Source organism: Sedimentibacter sp. (genome assembly GCF_033447055.1).
GTDB lineage: Bacteria > Bacillota > Clostridia > Tissierellales > Sedimentibacteraceae > Sedimentibacter.
The window spans coordinates 1-21,050 of sequence record NZ_JAWQJF010000163.1; the positions used below are offsets into that span (position 1 = coordinate 1).

General features: G+C 30.3%; 25 protein-coding genes and 1 tRNA gene. 13 read left to right on the plus strand and 13 right to left on the minus strand.

Annotation, left to right across the window (positions count from 1 at the left end):
• The 8 genes from pstB to SA378_RS11155 form a co-directional block, all read left to right on the plus strand.
• Positions 1–642 (plus strand): phosphate ABC transporter ATP-binding protein PstB (gene pstB / locus SA378_RS11120; RefSeq protein WP_318526049.1); only part of this gene is annotated, 642 nt, incomplete at its 5' end.
• A gap of 18 nt (positions 643–660) precedes the next feature.
• On the plus strand, positions 661–1,320 hold the full coding sequence (phoU, locus tag SA378_RS11125) for a phosphate signaling complex protein PhoU (RefSeq protein ID WP_318526050.1): 660 nt from the start codon (positions 661–663) through the stop codon (positions 1,318–1,320).
• Positions 1,317–2,009, plus strand: coding sequence for a response regulator transcription factor (locus SA378_RS11130; RefSeq protein ID WP_318526051.1), 693 nt, complete (start codon positions 1,317–1,319; stop codon positions 2,007–2,009). The genes phoU and SA378_RS11130 overlap by 4 nt, the downstream gene beginning before the upstream one ends.
• On the plus strand, positions 2,006–3,733 hold the full coding sequence (locus tag SA378_RS11135; protein ID WP_318526052.1) for an ATP-binding protein: 1,728 nt from the start codon (positions 2,006–2,008) through the stop codon (positions 3,731–3,733). Before SA378_RS11130 ends, SA378_RS11135 begins: the two co-directional genes overlap by 4 nt.
• Positions 3,734–3,862: 129 nt before the next feature.
• Positions 3,863–5,050: a M20 family metallopeptidase gene (locus SA378_RS11140; RefSeq protein ID WP_318526053.1), complete on the plus strand. Its 1,188-nt coding sequence runs from the start codon at positions 3,863–3,865 to the stop codon at positions 5,048–5,050.
• 71 nt (positions 5,051–5,121) lie between these two features.
• On the plus strand, positions 5,122–5,955 hold the full coding sequence (locus SA378_RS11145; RefSeq protein ID WP_318526054.1) for a DUF5685 family protein: 834 nt from the start codon (positions 5,122–5,124) through the stop codon (positions 5,953–5,955).
• A complete protein-coding gene (locus tag SA378_RS11150) occupies positions 5,952–6,554 on the plus strand; it encodes a J domain-containing protein (RefSeq protein WP_318526055.1) in 603 nt (200 codons plus the stop codon). Before SA378_RS11145 ends, SA378_RS11150 begins: the two co-directional genes overlap by 4 nt.
• On the plus strand, positions 6,545–7,045 hold the full coding sequence (locus SA378_RS11155) for a hypothetical protein (protein ID WP_318526056.1): 501 nt from the start codon (positions 6,545–6,547) through the stop codon (positions 7,043–7,045). The genes SA378_RS11150 and SA378_RS11155 overlap by 10 nt, the downstream gene beginning before the upstream one ends.
• Positions 7,046–7,096: 51 nt before the next feature.
• Here SA378_RS11155 and SA378_RS11160 read toward each other — a convergent pair whose 3' ends face one another.
• Entirely contained in the window at positions 7,097–8,374 is a 1,278-nt protein-coding gene (locus SA378_RS11160) for an adenylosuccinate synthase (RefSeq protein ID WP_318526057.1), read from the minus strand.
• A gap of 250 nt (positions 8,375–8,624) precedes the next feature.
• Between SA378_RS11160 and SA378_RS11165 the strand changes: the two genes are divergently transcribed.
• The 5 genes from SA378_RS11165 (at position 8,625) to SA378_RS11185 (ending at position 14,050) form a co-directional block, all read left to right on the plus strand.
• Positions 8,625–10,394: a putative glycoside hydrolase gene (locus tag SA378_RS11165; RefSeq protein ID WP_318526058.1), complete on the plus strand. Its 1,770-nt coding sequence runs from the start codon at positions 8,625–8,627 to the stop codon at positions 10,392–10,394.
• Positions 10,395–10,607: 213 nt separating this feature from the next.
• Entirely contained in the window at positions 10,608–11,621 is a 1,014-nt protein-coding gene (locus SA378_RS11170) for an aspartate-semialdehyde dehydrogenase (protein WP_318526059.1), read from the plus strand.
• A gap of 116 nt (positions 11,622–11,737) precedes the next feature.
• Entirely contained in the window at positions 11,738–12,967 is a 1,230-nt protein-coding gene (locus SA378_RS11175) for a DNA recombination protein RmuC (RefSeq protein ID WP_318526060.1), read from the plus strand.
• Positions 12,968–13,852, plus strand: coding sequence for a GGDEF domain-containing protein (locus tag SA378_RS11180; RefSeq protein ID WP_318526061.1), 885 nt, complete (start codon positions 12,968–12,970; stop codon positions 13,850–13,852).
• A 112-nt stretch (positions 13,853–13,964) separates the two neighbouring features.
• Positions 13,965–14,050: transfer RNA gene (locus SA378_RS11185), tRNA-Leu, on the plus strand.
• Between the two features lie 66 nt (positions 14,051–14,116).
• Here the strand turns inward: SA378_RS11185 and SA378_RS11190 are convergent.
• From SA378_RS11190 to SA378_RS11245, 12 genes are all read right to left on the minus strand, one after another.
• Positions 14,117–14,356, minus strand: a complete 240-nt coding sequence (locus SA378_RS11190) for a DUF3850 domain-containing protein (RefSeq protein WP_318526062.1) — start codon at positions 14,354–14,356, stop codon at positions 14,117–14,119.
• An 11-nt stretch (positions 14,357–14,367) separates the two neighbouring features.
• Positions 14,368–15,303, minus strand: a complete 936-nt coding sequence (locus tag SA378_RS11195) for a tyrosine-type recombinase/integrase (protein WP_318526063.1) — start codon at positions 15,301–15,303, stop codon at positions 14,368–14,370.
• Positions 15,304–15,882 carry a hypothetical protein gene (locus SA378_RS11200; RefSeq protein WP_318526064.1) on the minus strand — a complete coding sequence of 193 codons (579 nt, stop codon included), beginning with the start codon at positions 15,880–15,882 and terminating at the stop codon, positions 15,304–15,306.
• Positions 15,883–16,008: 126 nt separating this feature from the next.
• Positions 16,009–16,482, minus strand: a complete 474-nt coding sequence (locus tag SA378_RS11205; protein ID WP_318526065.1) for a phage/plasmid replication protein — start codon at positions 16,480–16,482, stop codon at positions 16,009–16,011.
• 68 nt (positions 16,483–16,550) lie between these two features.
• Positions 16,551–16,826, minus strand: a complete 276-nt coding sequence (locus tag SA378_RS11210) for a hypothetical protein (RefSeq protein WP_318526066.1) — start codon at positions 16,824–16,826, stop codon at positions 16,551–16,553.
• A gap of 9 nt (positions 16,827–16,835) precedes the next feature.
• Positions 16,836–17,699, minus strand: a complete 864-nt coding sequence (locus tag SA378_RS11215; protein WP_318526067.1) for a hypothetical protein — start codon at positions 17,697–17,699, stop codon at positions 16,836–16,838.
• A gap of 1 nt (position 17,700) precedes the next feature.
• Positions 17,701–18,396 carry a TraX family protein gene (locus SA378_RS11220; protein WP_318526068.1) on the minus strand — a complete coding sequence of 232 codons (696 nt, stop codon included), beginning with the start codon at positions 18,394–18,396 and terminating at the stop codon, positions 17,701–17,703.
• A 354-nt stretch (positions 18,397–18,750) separates the two neighbouring features.
• On the minus strand, positions 18,751–19,302 hold the full coding sequence (locus SA378_RS11225; protein ID WP_318526069.1) for an AAA family ATPase: 552 nt from the start codon (positions 19,300–19,302) through the stop codon (positions 18,751–18,753).
• A gap of 418 nt (positions 19,303–19,720) precedes the next feature.
• A complete protein-coding gene (locus SA378_RS11230) occupies positions 19,721–20,044 on the minus strand; it encodes a hypothetical protein (RefSeq protein WP_318526070.1) in 324 nt (107 codons plus the stop codon).
• On the minus strand, positions 20,041–20,184 hold the full coding sequence (locus SA378_RS11235; protein WP_318526071.1) for a hypothetical protein: 144 nt from the start codon (positions 20,182–20,184) through the stop codon (positions 20,041–20,043). Before SA378_RS11235 ends, SA378_RS11230 begins: the two co-directional genes overlap by 4 nt.
• Complete coding sequence (locus tag SA378_RS11240; RefSeq protein ID WP_318526072.1) at positions 20,184–20,522, minus strand: hypothetical protein; 339 nt, start codon at positions 20,520–20,522, stop codon at positions 20,184–20,186. The genes SA378_RS11235 and SA378_RS11240 overlap by 1 nt, the downstream gene beginning before the upstream one ends.
• Positions 20,523–20,868: 346 nt before the next feature.
• The gene (locus SA378_RS11245; RefSeq protein WP_318526073.1) at positions 20,869–21,024 is read right to left on the minus strand and encodes a hypothetical protein; all 156 of its coding nucleotides are present in this window, start codon (positions 21,022–21,024) and stop codon (positions 20,869–20,871) included.
• Positions 21,025–21,050 lie beyond the last annotated feature (26 nt).

The window sequence follows — 21,050 nt, forward strand, 5'->3', positions numbered from 1 at the left end:
CCGTCAGGCTGCGGAAAATCAACTCTTCTTAAATCCTTGAACAGGATGAATGACCTAGTTGAAGGAGTTAAAATAACAGGTAAAATTTTACTTGATGATGTGGATATATACAAGAGCATGGACGCCACTATACTGAGAAAAAGAGTTGGAATGGTATTTCAAAAACCAAATCCATTTCCAATGAGCATTTATGAAAATGTGGCATATGGCCCAAAAACTCATGGAGTTAAACAAAAATCTGAATTAGATGAAATTGTTGAACAAAGCCTTCGTGCAGCTGCTATGTGGGACGAGGTGAAAGACAGATTAAAAAAAAGTGCTTTGGGATTGTCAGGAGGACAGCAACAAAGGTTGTGTATAGCAAGAGCATTTTCTGTTAATCCTGAAGTAATTTTGCTTGATGAACCAACATCTGCCCTTGATCCTATATCAACTATGAAAATAGAAGATTTGTTAGTTGAAATTAAAAATGATTATACAATTATAATTGTAACTCACAATATGCAGCAGGCCACAAGAGTTTCTGATAAAACAGCATTTTTCCTTCATGGAGAAGTTGTTGAATTTAATGAAACAGAAAAGTTGTTCTCAATGCCAAAAAATAAGAAAACAGAAGATTATATAACCGGAAGATTCGGCTAAAATTATATGGAGGTAACAATGAGAAATAAATTCGACAATGAGCTTGAAAAATTAAATCTGGAACTCATTAAAATGGGCAGCATGATAGAAAGTTCTATTGAATTAAGTTCAAAAGCTTTAATTAATCAAGATCTGACTTTGGTAAAAAAAGTAAATGAACTGGAAATTGAAATTGATGATATGGAAAAAACCATTGAAAGTCACTGCCTTAAGCTTTTATTGCAGCAGCAGCCTGTAGCATCGGATTTAAGAATTATCAGCACTGCTCTAAAAATGATAACTGATATGGAAAGAATAGGAGACAATGCAGAGGATATAGCAGAAATAGCCAGGTTCTTGGTTAAGGAAAAATTTATTAAAGATCTTGTGCATATTCCTCAAATGGCTAAGGCAACCATCAGTATGGTTACAAGAAGTGTAGATGCATTTGTCAACAAAGATTTAAAATTGGCAGAAGAAGTTTGTGCTGATGATGATATTGTTGATAATCTGTTTCAAATTGTAAAAGAAGAATTAATTGAAAAAATACAAGAAAATACTAATAATGGTGAACAGGCAATAGACCTCCTTATGATAGCAAAATATTTTGAAAGAATAGGTGATCATGCAGAAAATATAGCAGAGTGGGTTATATTTTCCATAACAGGAGAACATAAGCAGAATCAGGAGAAGATATGAAGCTAATTTATTGTATTGAAGATGATACAGGAATCAGAGAGCTAATAACACTGGCACTTAGTACTGCAGATTTTGAAGTTGCAGGATTTGAAGAATCTCAAAGTTTTTATGCTGAAATTAAAAAGAAAATACCTGATTTGATTCTTTTGGACTTAATGTTGCCCAAGACGGATGGAATGACCATTTTGAAAGAACTGAAAAAAGACACAAATTATAAAAATATTCCAGTTATAATTTTAACTGCAAAATCTATGGAACTTGATAAAGTCAAAGGCTTAGAATCAGGAGCGGACGATTTTATTACAAAACCATTTGGAGTGCTTGAACTTCTTGCGAGGGTCAAAGCTGTCTTAAGACGCTCATCCAAAAATGTTGAAGAAAAAATTACGGAACATAATGGACTTGTTTTGGATTACAATAAACGAACCCTATGCTACAATGGAAATTTAGTAGTATTGACCTATAAAGAATTTGAGCTTTTGAACTATTTAATGCTGAATAAGGGCATAGTGTTGTCCAGGGATAAAATACTGCAGGAGATATGGGGTTATGATTATGAAGGAGAAACAAGGACTGTGGATATGCATATAAAAACTATAAGACAGAAACTTGATATGGCGGGATGTCCTAATTTCATTACGACTGTAAGGAGTGCAGGATATAAATTAGAGGAGCATATTGATGTATGAAAAAAAGATTATTTTTAATAATAATGCTTATTTCAATAATTACATCTGCAGCAGCATGCATGCTTACTTCTGCTATTTATTATAAATTTTATGTTGATGATGCGAAGGAACAGCTGAAGACAATAACTGAATTATCAGCGGATCCTCAATATTGGAATGACAATAATTCCATACAGTTATCTGTTAATAATATCTTAAGAACTGTCGATTACAACATGCGATTTACAATTATTGAAAAAAGCGGCGCTGTTATTTACGATAACTGGGCAGGCAATGAAACGCTGGAAAATCACAAGGATAGGCCAGAGATTGCGGAAGCGTTTAAAAAGGGTTATGGAGAAAATACCAGATATTCGGATACTGTTTCATCTGATATGTTTTATTATGCTGTAAAGTTAAATGATAATGAAGTGCTCAGATTATCAAGGGAAATTGACAGCGTTAATTCAGTGTTCGCCGGCATACTTCCTATGCTTGCAATTCTTTTTCTTGTATTGCTTTTAATTGGGTATTTTGCTGCAAATTCGTTTACAAAGGGTTTATTGAAACCTATCAATGAAATGACCAAGTCACTTGATGATATGTTAGAGGGTAGCAAAAAAACTGAAATTAGAATTTATGATGAATTTCAACCGCTGTCATACAAAATTAAAGAACAAAAAATTAGAATAAATGAATACATTGATGAACTCAAATACGAAAGAGATACAATCGGTATTATTACAGAAAATATGAAAGAAGGGTTCATTCTAATTAATAAAGATAAGAACATCCTTTCTATAAATACCAGTGGTATAAGAATGATAAAAAATGATAAATTCAATTTGCAAGTAAGTAAAAACATTATTGAGCTTACGAGAAATGCTGATATTTTAAACAATATCGATATTGCAATTAAAGAAAATAAACACTTGACTTATGATATGGATACAAATAGAAACCATTACAGATATTATTTCAGCCCTGTAAAAGAGCAGAATAATTTGTTGGTTACAGGATTGTTGATTCTTATTGAGGATATTACAATTCAAAAAAATGCTGAAATCATGAGAAGTGAATTTTCCGCAAATGTATCTCACGAATTGAAAACTCCTCTGACTACAATGATTGGTTTTGCTGAAATGATTAAAGAGGGCTTAATTACTGACATAAATAGTATAAAAAAGTACTGCGGCATGATAAATAATGAAGGATTGAGGCTTATTTCTTTAATAGAAGATATAATGAGATTGTCAAGAATAGAAGAACGTATTGATGCAGATGATAACAGCATGGTTAATTTAAAAGAAGTAGGAAACGAAGTAATTTCTTTGCTTCAGCAAAAAGCATATGACAGAAATGTAAATATAAAGATACAGGCAGACAGTATTTTCATGAATGCAAATAAAAATTATTTAAGCGAGCTGTTATATAATTTAGTTGATAACGGTATTAAGTACAATAAAAATAATGGTTATGTTCATTTAAATATTTTCAAAAAAGAAGATTACATTAATATTGTTGTTAAAGATAATGGAACGGGTATTTCTGAAGAACATCAGGATCGGGTTTTTGAACGCTTTTACAGGGTTGATAAAAGCAGGTCAAAGGAAACAGGGGGTACCGGTCTTGGACTTTCAATTGTAAAACATATAGCTGAATTGTATGAAGGTATTATAGAAATTAAAAGTAAGGAAGATGAAGGAACAGAAATCACTGTGAAATTTCCTTTGAATAGTATATAACTATCATTTAGAGAATGTTAAAGAATATCGGCTGCAATGCAGCCGATATTTATTTTCTTAAGTGGTTGTTGTAAATAGAAAGAAAATAAAATATAATAAAGATAATTTTAATAAAAGAGGTTTATAATTATGTATGATATTTTAAATAGTGAGTTAATAAATATAAGACGCGACTTTCACAAAAATCCTGAACTAGGCGGTTCTGAGCACAGAACCATGAATAAAATATGCGAATATTTGGATTTGTGGGGAATTGAATATGAAAATTGCGTAGCAGACACTGGTGTTGTAGCAATAGTTCGCGGAAAAAACAAAAAAAAGACATATGAAACGTCCCCCTGTATCGCTGTGAGAGCGGATATGGATGCGCTACCCATAAAAGAAGAAACAAATGTAGAGTTTAAATCAGCTAATGATGGTGTGATGCATGCCTGCGGCCATGATGCTCACACAACTATTGCTTTGGGAACAGCTAAAATAATTAAATCAATGGAATCACAGTTAAGTGGTGATGTTAAGTTTTTCTTTCAGCCTGCTGAAGAAACTACAGGAGGAGCAGAAAGAATGATTAACGAAGGATGTTTGAAAAATCCTGATGTTGATTATGTATTAGGACTGCATGTGGATCCAACAATAAAAACAGGGTTTGTAAGATTGAAATATGGAAAAATGATGGCTTCATCTGATGAAATAATTATAAAAGCAATAGGAAAATCCACACATGGTGCGCATCCTAATGATGGCGTTGATCCGTTAATTATAGCATCTAATTTAGTGTTGTCACTTCAATCTCTTGTGAGCAGAAACTTATCGCCATTAAATTCAGCTGTTTTAACAATAGGAAGCATTCATGGGGGAACAAAAGGAAACATTATACCCGATGAAGTTGAAATGACTGGAATATTAAGAACGTTGGATCAAGATACAAGAGACTTCATGAAAAAAAGGATTGCAGAAATAGTTGAAAATGTGCCAAAAGCATTTGGAGGAGAAGGAAGACTTTATTTTAGAGAGAGCTACAAAGCTTTGATAAATAATGATGAAACTGTTAATGTTGTAAGAGAAACAGCTGAAAAAATATTAGGAAAAGAAAATGTTGTAATAAGTCAATTTCCAAGTATGGGCACGGAGGATTTTTCGTATTTTTGCGAACATTCGAAAGCATGCTTTTTTAACCTAGGTTGCAGAAATGAAGAAATTGATGCTGTTTACCCAATTCATTCAAGCATGTTTAAATTAGATGAATCATGTTTGGAAATCGGTGTAAAGCTTCAAGTTGAGAATGTGTTGAAACTTCTAAGAGTTGGCCGGGATTAATAAATTTGTATTGATAAAACAAAAGATTATTGTTACAATTATTAGAGTAAATTATGAAATGAGTGAAATATGTGTTTGGATACGTTACAATAAATAAAATGGAATTAAAATTCAAGGAATATTACAGCTATAAGGGATACTATTGCGGATTGTGCAAATGTTTGAAAACGCAATATAGCAACAAATCCAGGTTTACATTAAATTATGACATGACATTTCTTATATTGCTGCTAAGTTCTCTTTATGAACCTGCAAATAAATTATATAATGAAAGATGCATTGCTCATCCAAGCAAAAAACAACTTATTATACAAAATGAAATAACTGAATACGCTGCTTCAATTAACATAATGTTGTCATATTACAATATGATTGATAATTGGCTAGATGATAAAGACTATAAATCGCTTGCAATATCTAAAGCGCTGCAGCAGGAATTTAAAAAATCAAATTTGAAACTTCCGGAAAAATCCAAAATAATAAAGAAAAGACTAGATAATATATCTTTGCTTGAAAAAAACAATTCTCAGGACTTAGATGCAGTTTCAAATGAATTTGGTCATTTGATGGAAGAAGTTATATTATACAAAAAAGACGAGTGGGAGAAAAATCTTAGAAAAACAGGATTTTTTTTAGGTAAATACATTTATTTTCTTGATGCCTATGAGGATATGAAAAAGGACGAAGAAAATAAATCGTACAATCCATTTAATAATTTAGATGTTGAAAATAAACAAGCATATGCGAAAGAACTTTTAATGCTCAATTTGTCATTTTTGAGTGAAGAAATCGAAAAACTTCCGTTGGTGCAGGATAAAGCAATAATAGATAATATAATATACTCAGGAATGTTGAATAAACTAAATAAAGCGAATATAGAGAATAAGAAGGAGATAAACAAATGAAAGACCCATATGAAGTGCTAGGCTTGAAAAGGGGGGCATCTAAGGATGAAGTAAAAAGTGCCTACAGAAAGCTTGCAAAAAAATATCACCCTGATATGAATGAAAATAACCCTCTTCAGGATTTAGCAGAAGAAAAGTTCAAAGAAATTCAGTGGGCATATGATGAAATAATGAACAAAACGGCATCAAGCTCAAATTACAGCTATGAAAACAACAGTTCGTATGAAAATACTTCGGGAAGCAGCTTGAACACTATTAGGCAGCAAATTATTAATGGAAGATTTCAAGATGCCTTAAGATCACTTAACAGTACAACTGTCAGAAATGCTGAATGGAATTATTTAGTTGGCGTATGCTATGTGAATTTAGGTTCAATTGGTCAAGGTGTGCAGTATGTTCAGCGTGCTGTAACCATGGAGCCAAGCAATATGGAATTCAGAAGTTTTTTAAGCCAAATTTCAAATATGCAGAATTCATATCAGAGAAGAGCATATAATTATGGTGGAGGAACTGCAAACTCTTTAGATTGCTGTACTAATCTTATATGTGCAGACTGCCTGTGTGAATGCTTGGGAGGAGATTTGATTTCATGCTGTTAAAAAGCAAGGAAATGGCCTATTTAGGTGTGCTTTTAGGATTAAATCAATTATTCATAATACTTTCATCAATAGTTGAAACTAACACAATTTTTCTTTTTGCTGTGGCGGCTTTGATTGTAGGTGTTGTTGTTGTGGAATTCGGAGGAAAGAGCGGAACTGTTTTTTATTTAGCTTCCTGTATTCTTGGATTCTTTTTATCTTTCAACAAAGTTGAAATTTTTACATATATAATATTTTTTGGACTATACAGCTTGATAAAACATTTTATAGAAATAAAACTCAATAATAAAACTGCACTTGCAGCAAAATATATATTTTTTAATTTGTCATTGATTGCAATGTATTTCACAGTGAATTTGTTTATTTCATTAAAGCTATATTGGTGGATGATACTTGCAGCACAAGTTATGTTTATAATTTATGACTATGCATTTACAATGTTCATAAATTATTATATGAATACAATAAGACCAAAAATTAAACGAAATTAAGAAAAGGATTTGTGCTTTGCACAAATCCTTTTCTTAATTTCTTAATGTTCATTATTTATTCATTACAAGATAATCTTCTCTTTCAGCACCCACAGAAACATATTTAATGTGGCAGCCAACTTGTTTCTCTAAAAATTTAACATAGTCAAGAGCTTCCTTTGGCAAGTCTGATTCTTTTCTACATTTACCTATATCACATTTCCATCCATCTAAATATTCGATTATAGGTTTAGCATTATTTAAATCTTCTCCCATTGGGAATTCTTTTGTAATTGTTCCGTTAACATCATATGCTGTAACAACAGGAACTTTATCTAAATATGACAGAACGTCCATTTTAGTCAATGCTAATTCATCAGCGCCTTGAACACTTACACCATATTTTGATGCTACAATATCAAACGGTCCAACCCTTCTTGGACGTCCGGTAGCAGCACCATATTCTCCGCCTGCTTCTCTTAATGCTTTTGCTTCATCTCCAGACATTTCGCAAGTAAAAGGTCCTTCTCCGACACACGAAGAATAAGCTTTCATTATACCAATCGTATTGTCAAGTTTTTTTCCGGGTATACCTGAACCTATAGGTGCATAAGCAGCAATTGTAGATGATGATGATGTGTAAGGATATATTCCAAAATCTATGTCACGAAGTGCTCCCAACTGTGCTTCAAACATTATTCTCTTGTTTGATTTAACAGCATCATTAAGATATACTCCAACATCACATATGTAATCTGTAAGTTCTTCAGAATATTTTATCAGCCAGTCATACATATCATTTGGATTAAATTCTACTGATTTATAACCGCCGGCAATCATGAGATTTTTCCATGTAACAACTTGGTCCAACCTGTTTTTAAGAGCTTTTTTGTTTAATAAATCGCCCATACGTATACCTTTTTTCAAATATTTATCACCGTACACTGGAGCTATGCCTCTTCTTGTAGAGCCAAATTTCATATCTTTTAAACGTTCTTCTTCCAAGATATCTTGTTTTACATGATATGGAAGACAAATGATAGCTTTATCACTTATTTTTAAATTTTCCGGTGTGATTTTAATACCGGCTTTTCTTAAATTAGTTAATTCTTTATTAAGATGCTCTATGTCAATGACCATTCCATTGCCCATAATATTTACTACTTCAGATCTTAAGATACCTGAAGGCAGAAGATTAAGTACAAATTTACCTGATTCATTAATAACGGTATGACCAGCGTTGTTTCCGCCTTGATAGCGGCATACGACATCGTAGTCAGAAGCTAATAAATCAACCATTCTGCCTTTTCCTTCGTCTCCCCAATTGATTCCAACTATTGCAGTAAGCATAATTGCCTCCTTTGTTTTGATAAAAGAATTATATATTTTGCAAATATTAAAGTCAAGGAATAATTTTTCATCTGTCAAATCTGTAAAATATTACATGCGTCAAATACCGAAAGAACAGACATTGTTTGTTGAATAACAAATAAATTTATGTTAGAATAAATTTAAATAATGCATTATATGCATATGATTTTATAAACATATTAATAGGAGGTATACCCTCCATTTACTTAAATTATTACTAGGAGGATTTATGTTTAAAAATGTAAAATATGCAATTTTATTACTGTTTTTAATGGCTGCATTAACTGCATGCAATACTACTGTTAACGCTAATTCACCAATTCCGTCTGATAACGTTGACCAGACAGAAGTTGAAGTAATACCTTCTGAACAGGAAATTACTGAAGAAGAAAAAGCAGAACTAGAACTTGAAAAAAAAATCGCTGAAAGAAAAGAATTAGAAAAGCTTCGAAAAGAAGAAAAAGGAGAGTTTTATGTTCCATTAGTTCCATTAGAACAACAACGAGAAAAGAAAAACTTAGAAATTAAAGCATTGTATTCGACGGGACATACTGCCGGAGATGAACTGAGCAAAGAAAATATAGACGCATACGCTGCTTATGTAAAAGCACTTGCTGATAAAGACAGTATAAAAGCTAATTCGCTTTTAGCTGAGGCAGGCAAAGCAAATAAATTTGAACGAATTGTTGGTCTCGCAGCTGCAACTGAAATTAATGGGCTTGTTATAAATGTAAAAGATGACAATGGTTTTATTACTTATGAAACCAATGTTGAAATTGTAAAAAAAATGAATGAAAACACATCTGTTCCTATAAAAGATGTTAAAAATATGCTTCAGGTTTTGAAAGATTATGATGTATATACAATAGGAAGAATTGTGGCATTTAAGGATAAGAATTTTGCAACTTTAAATCAGGAGCATTCCATTCAGCTTAAATCAGGTGGAACATGGCTGGATCCGAACAGCGGAAATATTCCATGGGTTAATCCTTTTGACAAATATGTATGGGATTACAATATTGCTATTGCTAAGGAAGCGGCATTGTTAGGTTTTGATGAAATACAATTTGACTATGTAAGATTTCCGGATGGAGCAAAAAAATATAATCCCATAACTGAATTTCCGGGAAGAAATGAAAGAGATAAAGATGAAGCGGTTGCAGAATTTTTAGAGTATGCAAATAAAGAACTTGCTCCTTATGAGGTTAATTTAGGAGCGGACGTATTTGGAATCATAACAAGGACTTGGGATGATTATCCTGAAGATATAGGTCAGACATGGATTCTCATGGGAGAACATGTGGATAATTTAGCTCCAATGGTTTATCCAAGTCATTATTCAACAGGATGGTACAACTTGGAAGACCCAAATTCTAATCCATACCTTGTAGTCAAGGGTGCTATGAAAGAAGCAATAGAAAAAAATTCATCCATGGAAAATCCTCCTGCAATAAGACCGTGGATTCAGGATTTTGATTGGGCAGGCTTAGAGTATGGGCCAGACAAGGTAAGAGCACAAATAATTGCCGCAAAAGAACTTGGAATAAATGAATACATGATATGGAATCCAGGCAATGTTTATGATCCATATGCTTTCATGCCAACTGAAATCGAAAAGAATTCAGTATATCCAGTGGATAAAGGAGAGCTTGACTACAGCGAAAAATCACCTGCGGATGCTGCGGATAAGTATTTATCAGGTATGCTGCAAGACAGATACAGCTATATGTATTTAATGACTTTGGTTGAAGACAGACAAAAGAGCTTTGATGCGTTTACAGAAACACTGGAAGCTTCAAGTATTAGATTGCTGAGCTACAAAGTTTATAATTACGAAATGGATGCAAGCAGTAACAATAAAGCTACAGTTAATTTAGATTATAAAATAGAATTGAAAAATGGCGAAACATCAGAAATAATTGAAAAAGATGATGTAAAATGGCAAGCTGTAAGAGAAAATAATATATGGAAAATAAAAGCAGAATTTGAGAATCAATAATTGAATGTAGCACGCAGCGGCACCGCTGCGTATAATATAATTCTAAGGAGCGTATACGCTCCTTTTTTTTAAAATGTACGCAATGACGGAACGTATGTAATAAAATTAAAAACAAAAAGCTTGACAAGAGAAAATTTATTGTTATAATAAATTTTATATATTTAAACTTATTATGAACGTATAATATAATAGATATTAATTTGGAGGAGAGAAATGAAAAAGTATAATGTAGCAATATTGGGTGCAACTGGAGCGGTTGGACAAGAAATGTTAAAAGTAATGGGCGAAAGAAATTTTCCGTACAATGAATTAAAACTTTTGGCAAGTAAAAGAAGCGCAGGTGAAAAAGTAGAATTCAAAGGAAAAACGTATGTTATTGAAGAAGCAACAGAAAATTCTTTTGAGAATATAGATGTTGTTTTATGTGCTGCTGAAAATTTTGTTAGTGAAGTACTTTCTCCTGCAGCTGTAAAAGCAGGAGCGGTTGTAATAGACAATAGCTCTGCATTTAGATTGAATGATGATGTGCCATTGGTAGTTCCGGAAGTTAATGCAGAAGATGTAAAAAAGCATAAAGGAATAATTGCCAACCCAAATTGTTCAACAATAATAGCTTTGACAGCTTTGAATGAACTAAATAAATATTCAAAAATCAATAGGATGATTATTTCGACTTTCCAGGCAGTTTCAGGAGCAGGAGTAAACGGAATTAAAGAACTGGATCAGCAAATTGCAAATATCAGCGAAGGAAATCCTGCTGAAGTAAAAACATTCCAATACCAAATTGCTTACAATGTTATACCACAAATAGGCGACTTCGATGAAGTTGGATACTCTCAGGAAGAAATGAAAATGCAGAATGAAGGAAGAAAAATATTCCATAATCCGGATTTGAAGGTAAATTGCACATGTGTAAGAGTACCGGTTTACAGAAGTCATTCTGAGTCAATTACTATAGAAACAGAAAAAGAAATAACAGTAGAAAAAGCAAAAGAGTTGCTTGCAAAAGCAGATGGAGTTAAATTAGTTGATGATTTGGCAAACAGACAATATCCAATGCCTCTTGATACTTCCGATCAAGATTTAGTGTATGTTGGAAGAGTAAGAAAAGATATAAGCCAGGATAATTCGTTGGTTTTGTGGTGCTGCGGAGACCAGATACGTAAAGGTGCTGCAACTAATGCTGTTCAAATAGCGGAAGTTCTTGTGAAAGATAACTTAATATAATTTAATTTTACAATGAGGACGATTCAAATCGTCCTTTTTTAGTCTTTTTTTATTGAAATTTCATTGGACAAATGTTCGAAAATGTTATAATATTGAATGGATTAGGGGGTGATTTTTTGGATACATTAATTATTATATTACTTGTATTATCATTAATAATCAATTTTGTTCTATTAATGAAATCATCAAAAAAAAATCTAGAAGAACATATTATATCTGAACTTAAAATTAATTTAGGCCAAAATAATTTGAATTTAATAGATCAGGTTTCTAAAAAAATATCAGATTCTGAACAAAAGCAATTGAGAGAAATACTTATGAACAAACTGGAAACAGTAGAGAAAATGGAAAAAAACACAAATAAAATGACGGAATCCTTCATGAACTTCAGCATTGATACATCTAAAACATTAAATGAAAAATTTTTATCTCTTACTGACAGAGTAGGTGCAAATCTTGACAAAATAAATATGCGTGTAGAAGAAAGATTGAACGAAGGGTTTGAAAAAACAAATAAAACATTTGCCAATATTTTAGAAAGACTTTCTAAAATAGATGAAGCGCAAAAGAAAATCGATAGCTTATCAACAAATATTATTTCTTTGCAGGATGTTCTTACAGACAAAAAGAGCAGAGGTACTTTTGGAGAAGTGCAGTTAAGCAACATATTATCAGTTGCATTTGGAGACAAAAATGATAAAATTTTCGAGTTGCAAAAAAAATTATCCAATGATACAATAGCGGATGCAGTCCTACATATTCCAGAACCTGTGGGAATGCTTTGCATAGATTCAAAATTTCCACTGGAAAACTATCAGCGAATGATAGATAAAAATTATTCTGATTTTGAAAGAAAACAGTATGCACGAGATTTTAAAACAAATGTTAAAAAGCATATAAATGACATTTGCTCAAAATACATAATACAGGGACAAACCTCTGAACAAGCTATGATATTTATACCTGCGGAAGCAATATTTGCTGAAATAAATGCATATCACCAGGATTTGATAGATTATGCCAGTGAGAAAAAAGTATGGATGGCATCACCAACAACACTGATGGCAGTGTTGTCTACAGTACAGGTTGTTCTTCGAAATATGGAAAGAGAAAAGTATGCAGGTATAATTCATGATGAACTGAATAAATTAGGAAGAGAATTTAAATTGTATAAAGATAGATGGGACTCCCTTGCAAAAGATATAAAAAGAGTTTCGGATGACGTAGATAAAATAAATATAACATCTAATAAAATAGAGAAAAAATTTGACAGAATATCAAAAGTTGACATGAATGATTTTGAGGAAACTGGAGAAATAGCAAACATTTCAATGGAGGAAAATTAGATGAGTTTTAAAAGTACACAAGAAGTTATTGATGTAATGTCAAATTTTGAAGGACTTTACGATTTTATTCGTATTGTGGATCCGGTTCGTAAAATTATAATCAGCGATGAAGAAACTAATGAAATTAACAATTCAATACATTGTTATGACTTTTGGCAAAAAGGAATGTCTTGCGAAAATTGTATTTCTTACAGAGCGTTGAATGAGAATAATACATTTATGAAAGTTAGATTCAGGAATGAAGAAATCTATTTAGTTACATCAAGCCCTGTAAAAATTAATGACAAAAAGTATGTAATGGAAATGTTGAAAAATATAACAAAATTAAATATTGTTCCAAATATTTATGAAAAAAATGCTTCGGAAATCGAAGAAATAATTGATGACTTAAACAGTAAAGCAATAACAGACGAATTGACAAATGTTTATAATCGACGGCACTTAAATGAGATGTTGCCTATTGATATGAACTTTGCTTTGTCCAATAAAACTATGCTTTCTATTATTTTAATGGATTTAGATTATTTTAAACAGATTAATGATGTTTACGGACACATTGCAGGAGATTTGATTTTAAAGGAAATAAGTAAAATAATGAAATCATCCATTAGAAAAGGTTTTGACTGGGCAGCCAGATATGGTGGAGATGAATTTTTAATATCATTGCCTGGAGCTGACAGTGCAGCTGCGCACAGGATAGCAGAGGTTGTAAGGAAAAGAATAGAAAAAACAGAAATAACATTTCAAGGCAATAAAATTAATATAACTGTAAGTATGGGCGTTTACACGATGGACTCAGAAGAAATTAGCTTTGAAGAGTTAATTAAGCGTGCTGACAAAAACATGTATGAAGCAAAAAACAGAGGACGAAACACTGTTGTATAGTGATTTTGAATACTGGAGAAAAATAATTAAAGTTACCAAGAGATATTTAAAAAAACTTTTTAAAAAAGCTTGCATTTTGTTTTGGAATATGCTAATATATCAAAGTGGTCGCGCCGTAGTGATGGAATGGCAGACGTGACGGACTCAAAATCCGTTGGTAGCAATACCGTGGGGGTTCAAGTCCCTTCTACGGCACCAAATTTCAAAGAAAAAGAGACTTTTTTAAGGTCTCTTTTTTATTATGCTTTAAATTATCCGTTGGTGTTATATTTGTAAAATTACAAAACCTTTTTTACAATAATTATCATCATTTAAAATATACTTAATTTCTCGAATTAATTTACGTCCAGTATATCCATTTAAATTGAATTCTTCTAAATATAAAATATCACCAATATTAAAATTTCTATCGTTATATCTAACTTCAAAATTTTTAATTTTCTTTTCAATCAAATCATAATATTCAGGTAATATTTTTAATTCATGTATTTCTTTATTTGCCATATAAATACCTCCTAATAAAATATTTTGTCTGAAATAATTTCAGCAGCAGCTACTTGATCTTCTTTAAAAAGATGAGTATAAATATCTAATGTTGTAGAAATATTACTATGCCCTAAACGCTCCTGGATTACTTTAGCTTTTATTCCATTCTGATAAAGAATAGTAGCATGTATATGTCTTAAATCATGGAAACGAACCTTTGGCAAATTCCTATTATCCCTGGTCCAAGTATAAAGCCTGGAGAAGGAAGCAGGATTGTACATTTCACCGCGTATATTTTGAATTATAAAACTTTCTTCTGAATTATTAAGAGCATTATCTTTTATAACTTTTAAAAACTTCATCATATCATCTGAAAGAGCTATAATTCTATTGCTACTATCATTTTTAGTAGTATCTAATTTAATAAAACCTTTACCATTAACAACAGATTTATTGATTATAACATCATGTTCAGTTAAATTAATATCTTTATATTGTAGGGCCAGAAGCTCACCGCGTCTAAGTCCCAGGAGCAAAGCAAGCATAACACCATTATAAATATGTGTACCTTTAAAAGATTCAATAAAATCTTTTAAATCCTGGCCAAGCAATATATTATAATTATATTTTTTCTTCTTAGGCAAGTCCACAGCATCAGCTGGATTACTATTGATTAATTCTAATTGAACAGCATTCTTAAAAGCTTTATGTAAAATTCTATGAGTTTGTAAAACAGTTTTTGCATTTAAAGGCTTTGTTAAATCTCCGCGTTGCCTTCCGGAATCAAGCAATTCATAATATAAATTTTGCAACTGCAAAGGCTTTAAATTTTCAATTTCTATCAGGCCAATTCTAGGATTAACATATTGGTTAATATGCCTGATGTATTCATTACTTGTTGTTACTTTAAGATTATACTTTCCGTATGTACTAACCCAGTTGTTTAAAAAATCTTGTACTAACAATTAAATCACCTTCAACAAATTATATACTTTTTCTTTAAATTCATAATTAGGCTTATTTAAGTCATAAAGAAATTCAGAATTTAAAGAAGGATTAAATGCTATAACTTTATGATTAGTTTCTACGTATATATTTGTATCCTTCCAGCTTATTCCGGAATTAATTAAATCTTTACGTAATCTATAAAATGTAGCAGCCTTATATAAAGATTTAACATATTCTTCGCCCCTGGTACTTAACAATGTCCAAAATGTATATGCTGCACTAACTTTACGAGTACTGAAATTTTCTCTTAATTTTTCTAATACTAAATTATCTTTATTTACCAGAACAATATCATTTTTATCTTTCAACACTTTTAAGACCTCACTTTCCCAAATTTTAATTATTTTTTCAATATTAAAATCTTTTAGTGTTACTTTATTTTTAGTTAATATATGTTCTAAAGATTGAACATTATCGCTTTGGAGACCGTATTGTTCAATAGCTTTTCTATAAAACTTCTGCATTTGTTTTCTATAAATAGTTTTTGTAAAAATCTGTTTAATTTTACGACTACGAATAGAAATTTCTACTCTCAAAAGACCTTGTGCTAAATCAATAAGTTCATCCGCTTTTTCTTGCCCAGCAAAATCTTTAATTTTTTTGTAATCATGTGCAATAAATTCTTTTTGCTTATTATAGAATTTTACTACTGTTGTTGCACCTTATAATTGCAATCCATTATTATTATAATGCTTTGCTTCACGTCTGCAATAACTTACATTTTTTAAACTATTCACATAACTTTCTACATTCTCCTGGCTACCAAGATTAAATGTTAAAGTATAATCTATTTGCATCAGTTCCCAAGTCATAACATCAGGGAGCTTTACCTCAAATGCTTTATACAATATCTTTTTTAAACAATTTGCTAACAATATTAAATTGTCTGAACCATAAGCTATGTTATAACCAAGAATAACTTTATGTAATGAACATGTTATTTTTATTGAGTTGTCTACATTAATTTTTATATTAATGCTGCTGTCATAAGAACCAGCTATTGAACCGGTTGAAAATTGATATATTAATTCTCCGGTATCACAATCAATACAATTATATAATTTTAACTTTAATTTTATTTTGTCTACAAATAACTGTGGTATTTTTGGAGTTAAAAAACTTACTGTATCTATCAATTTAACACCTCATCATTTTGATGTTTTTTATCAAAAATTCTCATATATGAGACACTCGTCGGGTAATACTATGTACCCGACGTTAAATTCAATCCATGTTTTCTAATAAATACTTCTAAACATATTTCCTTAATTATTAAATCTCTATTCAATATCCAATCGTAATCATCTAGAAATTTATTTACATAATCATATAAATCAATTGATGATACATTATTAATTAAATTATCAATTAAATAATTATTAATAATTAAAGAGTCAGGATGACTAATTTCATCTTTAAGTTTTGGATAAATGATATATTCACCTGAAGGATCTATTAATATAAATCTTTTATTTTTCATATTAACCCCCTAAATTACATTTTGTATGAAATTAAGTTTATTTGGAAGCTTACCTTCTGCAGTATAATGATAAATTTCATCTTTAATATTTTCAGTAGCTTTAATATTAAGATTAGAAAGTTGATTATAAACATAATTTAAAACAGAAAAATTTTCTTTTATAACATCAATTTTTTGTTCAATTTGATATTCATAATCTGATACTTTATTTTCAAAATTCTTAATTTTAACTTGAAATTTTATATTTTCTTCCTGTAAATCAGTTAATTTTTTAATATAAAAATCTTCAGGTGAAGATGTCACAAAATCATCATTTTGTTGAGTAACTGATGTTTCAGTAATTACTGTTGTTGTTTCCTGAACCTGCATCTTTGGCATCTCTGAAACAATTATAGTTTTTTCCTCTTTCTTCTCCGGGAAAACACCAGTAATTACATTTTGATTTTTTAAAATGTCTGATTTTTCAACGTCAATGCTGGTTACGCGCGTAACCAAATTACAATTTATTTCTTTTATTTTTCTGACTGACATATCAGGGTCACATTGATTTAATTTTTCATCTGTAAAATTTTGCATGTATCTTAATTGAGTAATAGAATATTTACCATACTTCAAATTTGAAAATGCTACATGCTGCCTGACTTCATCAGCGAAAAATTTTTCATAAACAGATATTAAATATACTGTTTTTGTTTTCTCATAACCAAATTCATTTAAAGCATAGTCATAAACATTTTTATATTCAGTTCCTGAAACATAATTATAAATCTTAATTTCATTTAAGCATCTAGCTATATTAATGTAATTATCTTTTATGTCTTTTTCATAAACCTTAATTTTTTCTGTGTAATTTTGAATCGTTTCTTTTGACATATTAGTTAACCCCTTTCAAAATAAAATATGAAATTATGTAAAAAATATAAATATGAACCGGATAAAATACGTAAAACAGATATTTTAATCCTTTTCCTTTCTGGCCATTATATAAATAAAATAATGGAGCTGCAAATATCATATAAATCTGATAGCTGTTTAAAAATAAAATGCTAAAGCAGCAGTAAATAAATATTTGCAAATATCTTTTATTTCTTGAATAGTACATAAAAACACCAAGAAATATAAAGACAGTACCTGCTTCAATAAAAAATGTTATTGGTAAAGTTAAAAGAAACATTAATAAATACAATAAACATTTTAAATTTTTTCTATTTAAATTTATATTGTCCATACAATAAATATAGAAAACTATAAAAAACAAAGTAGCAAATATATTATTTTTTAATATGAAGCCATCAGGACGTGGCATAATCAAGTTAATAATATAGTTTATAATAAACATAATTATTGAACTGATTAAAAGCCTGGTTATATATTTTTTCTTATCTTTTGTGTAATAGTACCCTTCTGTTATTGCAAATATAAATATTGGCAATGACAGCCTACCAATATACCTAAACCAAATAGGTATATCTAAGAAAGGAAAGAAAAAACATATATGGTCTATGATCATAAAAATTAATGCTATAATTTTTAATTGAGTTATATTTAAACCTTTTCTAAGTACAATCATATAAACTCCTAACTTAATGAATAAGGGAACTCTTTGACCCGTATCCTTTCCCTTTACATCCCTACCTACAAAGTATTTACTCTTTCATAAAAGAACTGACTTTCCCTTACGCATACCACCCATGCAATCAGACTAGCCCCGCGTGTGCGCCACAATGAAATTATGGCGATTAAATAAATAAATTGTTAATAATATTGTCGTTATAAAAATTGCCCTGCTCGCTGCGCTTGCAGCAGGGCAATTTATTTTTTTTAAGTTTCGCCTCTTTCGCTGTAGCGCACATGAGCCTAACCTCGTAACCCTTAATATTATTTATTAATATTATATTTTTGTATATATATATAGTATTTTTTGTTAGTTGAAATATTTTTTGTTTTCGTTTAATTTGATGTATTTATCTATGTCAAAATGAAATGTCAATGGAATTTCAGTTGTGTCATAGTTTGTATAGTCGAAAAGTCCTGGTTCTTTTCTAAAGTGTATTTCTTTATTTGTTTGGTTTTGTACATCAAATATTTTATAGTGTAAATTATTATTATCACTTTTACAGAGTGTAAAATAATTTAATTGGATACGTAGATTTTTATCTATCATATCCGGATGTATACATGTTGCAAGAAATAGTATATTTCTTTTACAAACTGTATTAAGGAAGTATATAAAATCAGCTTGTGTTTTAAAGTTTCTGCTGTTTAGATAGAAATGTAATTCATCTAACAGCAAAACTTTTGGTTCTTTATCAATAGGCATATCTGATAAATAACTAATTTTAATAAATTCTTCAATATCCATGTTTGTATAAACAGGGATATTGTATTTTTTTTGATAATATGTAGCAATTAATGCAGCTAGAAATGTTTTTCCGCTTCTCTGCATACCAGCTATTAAATTAATTGAACCGCTCATTTTTTAACCTCTAAAAGATTTTTTTGTTTTTTTTTTATAGGTAAATTGTTTCCGGGTCCTGGAGCTTAAATTTTCCTCTTCGCTTCGCTACGAAGGAAAAACGCTACGCTTTTAAGCTCCGGAACCCGGGCCAAGTTTTTCGTAAATCAAATATTTAAATAGTCATATTTTTGATTACGAATATTTTAATATTACGATTCATAAATTTTAAATTTTATTGTTATTTTTCATTTACAAATCACTACATTATCACTAATTAATTTCATTACAGGCATTGAGCCATTTATTTAATGTTTGTCTAATGCACAGCATTTTACAAATCACTACATTATCACTAATTAATTTCAGTGCAGGCATTGAGCCATTTATTTAATGTTTGTCTAATGCACAGCATTTTAGTCATAAATAAATTTAATTGTTATTTTTCCTCACTTTGCATATTTTGACTTGCTATCTTAACCCCTTTCAGGTGTTCAGCAAGTGAATAACTTTCAAGTGTTTTTCTAAAACTCATTGAATTAAAGAAAGTCATATTCTTATTTGCTTTTTTATACCTAACATAAGTACTTAGAAATGCTTTTATAGGCGTTGAATTGTACTTATTTGCCATGTATTCTATTTGTGAGTAAATTTGTATCTGATTATCAGATAAAGAAGGAAACAAGCTATGTATTGACGATATAGGGTCATTGCTGTTTGAGTTGGTTATGAATTCATTAAATTCTTTTTCAAAATCAATCATTCTGAATCATCCCCTTTTGTTTCAATTTCCTGGCAAGTAGAACATTCAAAACATGAAGTATCAGTATCTGTATCTACATCACATTCATCATCAGTCAATGCACATATTCCATCAATATTATATGGAAATCTTTTTGACATTATATCGCCCCCTTTGGGAGCTGCTCTATTACTTGTGTAAGCATTCCGGATATACCAGAAACACTTGACATAGTAATAACTAAAAGTAGCAGCATGATAACAAAGAAAGCATAATTTATAATGTTTGAATTATCTTTTTTATATAGCTTATTTACGAAAACTTTGTTAAGTTCGTAAACATCATGCTTATAATCCAGGTCTTTGTTATCAATATTCAAAATGTAGTTATTATTAAGATTTTTGAAATCTTCGTGTTTAAAGTCTGTTTTTAGCTTTTTATTTAATAGCTTAAGACTTTTTTTAATAGTTACATTATCGTTGTTGATTACTATAAACATTAATTATCTCCCTTCACTTTTATTTTGCCAAAATTGAATTTCGTATTAATCATTGATTCAGAGAATCTTAAGAACTTTCGTATGATATAAAATGCCAGGTCTGCAAAACATAGGCTAACAGCCATGTAAAATATAAATTGTGTTGTTATATCCATTTCATCAATCCTTTATTTTGAATTTTTCAAGTATGAAATATAATGTAAAGGTAACATATACCGCTGATACAACAGCTACAACAGTATTTAAATTAATTTCCATTTTGTGCCCCTCTAATTAGTACGAAAAGCTGCGTTATTTGAAAACCAATTATAAAGTATAATAAAATCTGCTCTTCCATAATTTCCTCCTATCTAAAATTATTTTTTATTAAGTTATAAATTATAAATGCCAATGCTAACCCTAAAATTATATATAAAACGGGCATTAAAGAATCTAACATTCCGTTTGTATATGTAAATATTTTAGTCGGTTCAAATGCTTTTATAGCTGTTGTTGTAGTCATTTAATCTCCTTTTTGTAAAGTAAAAG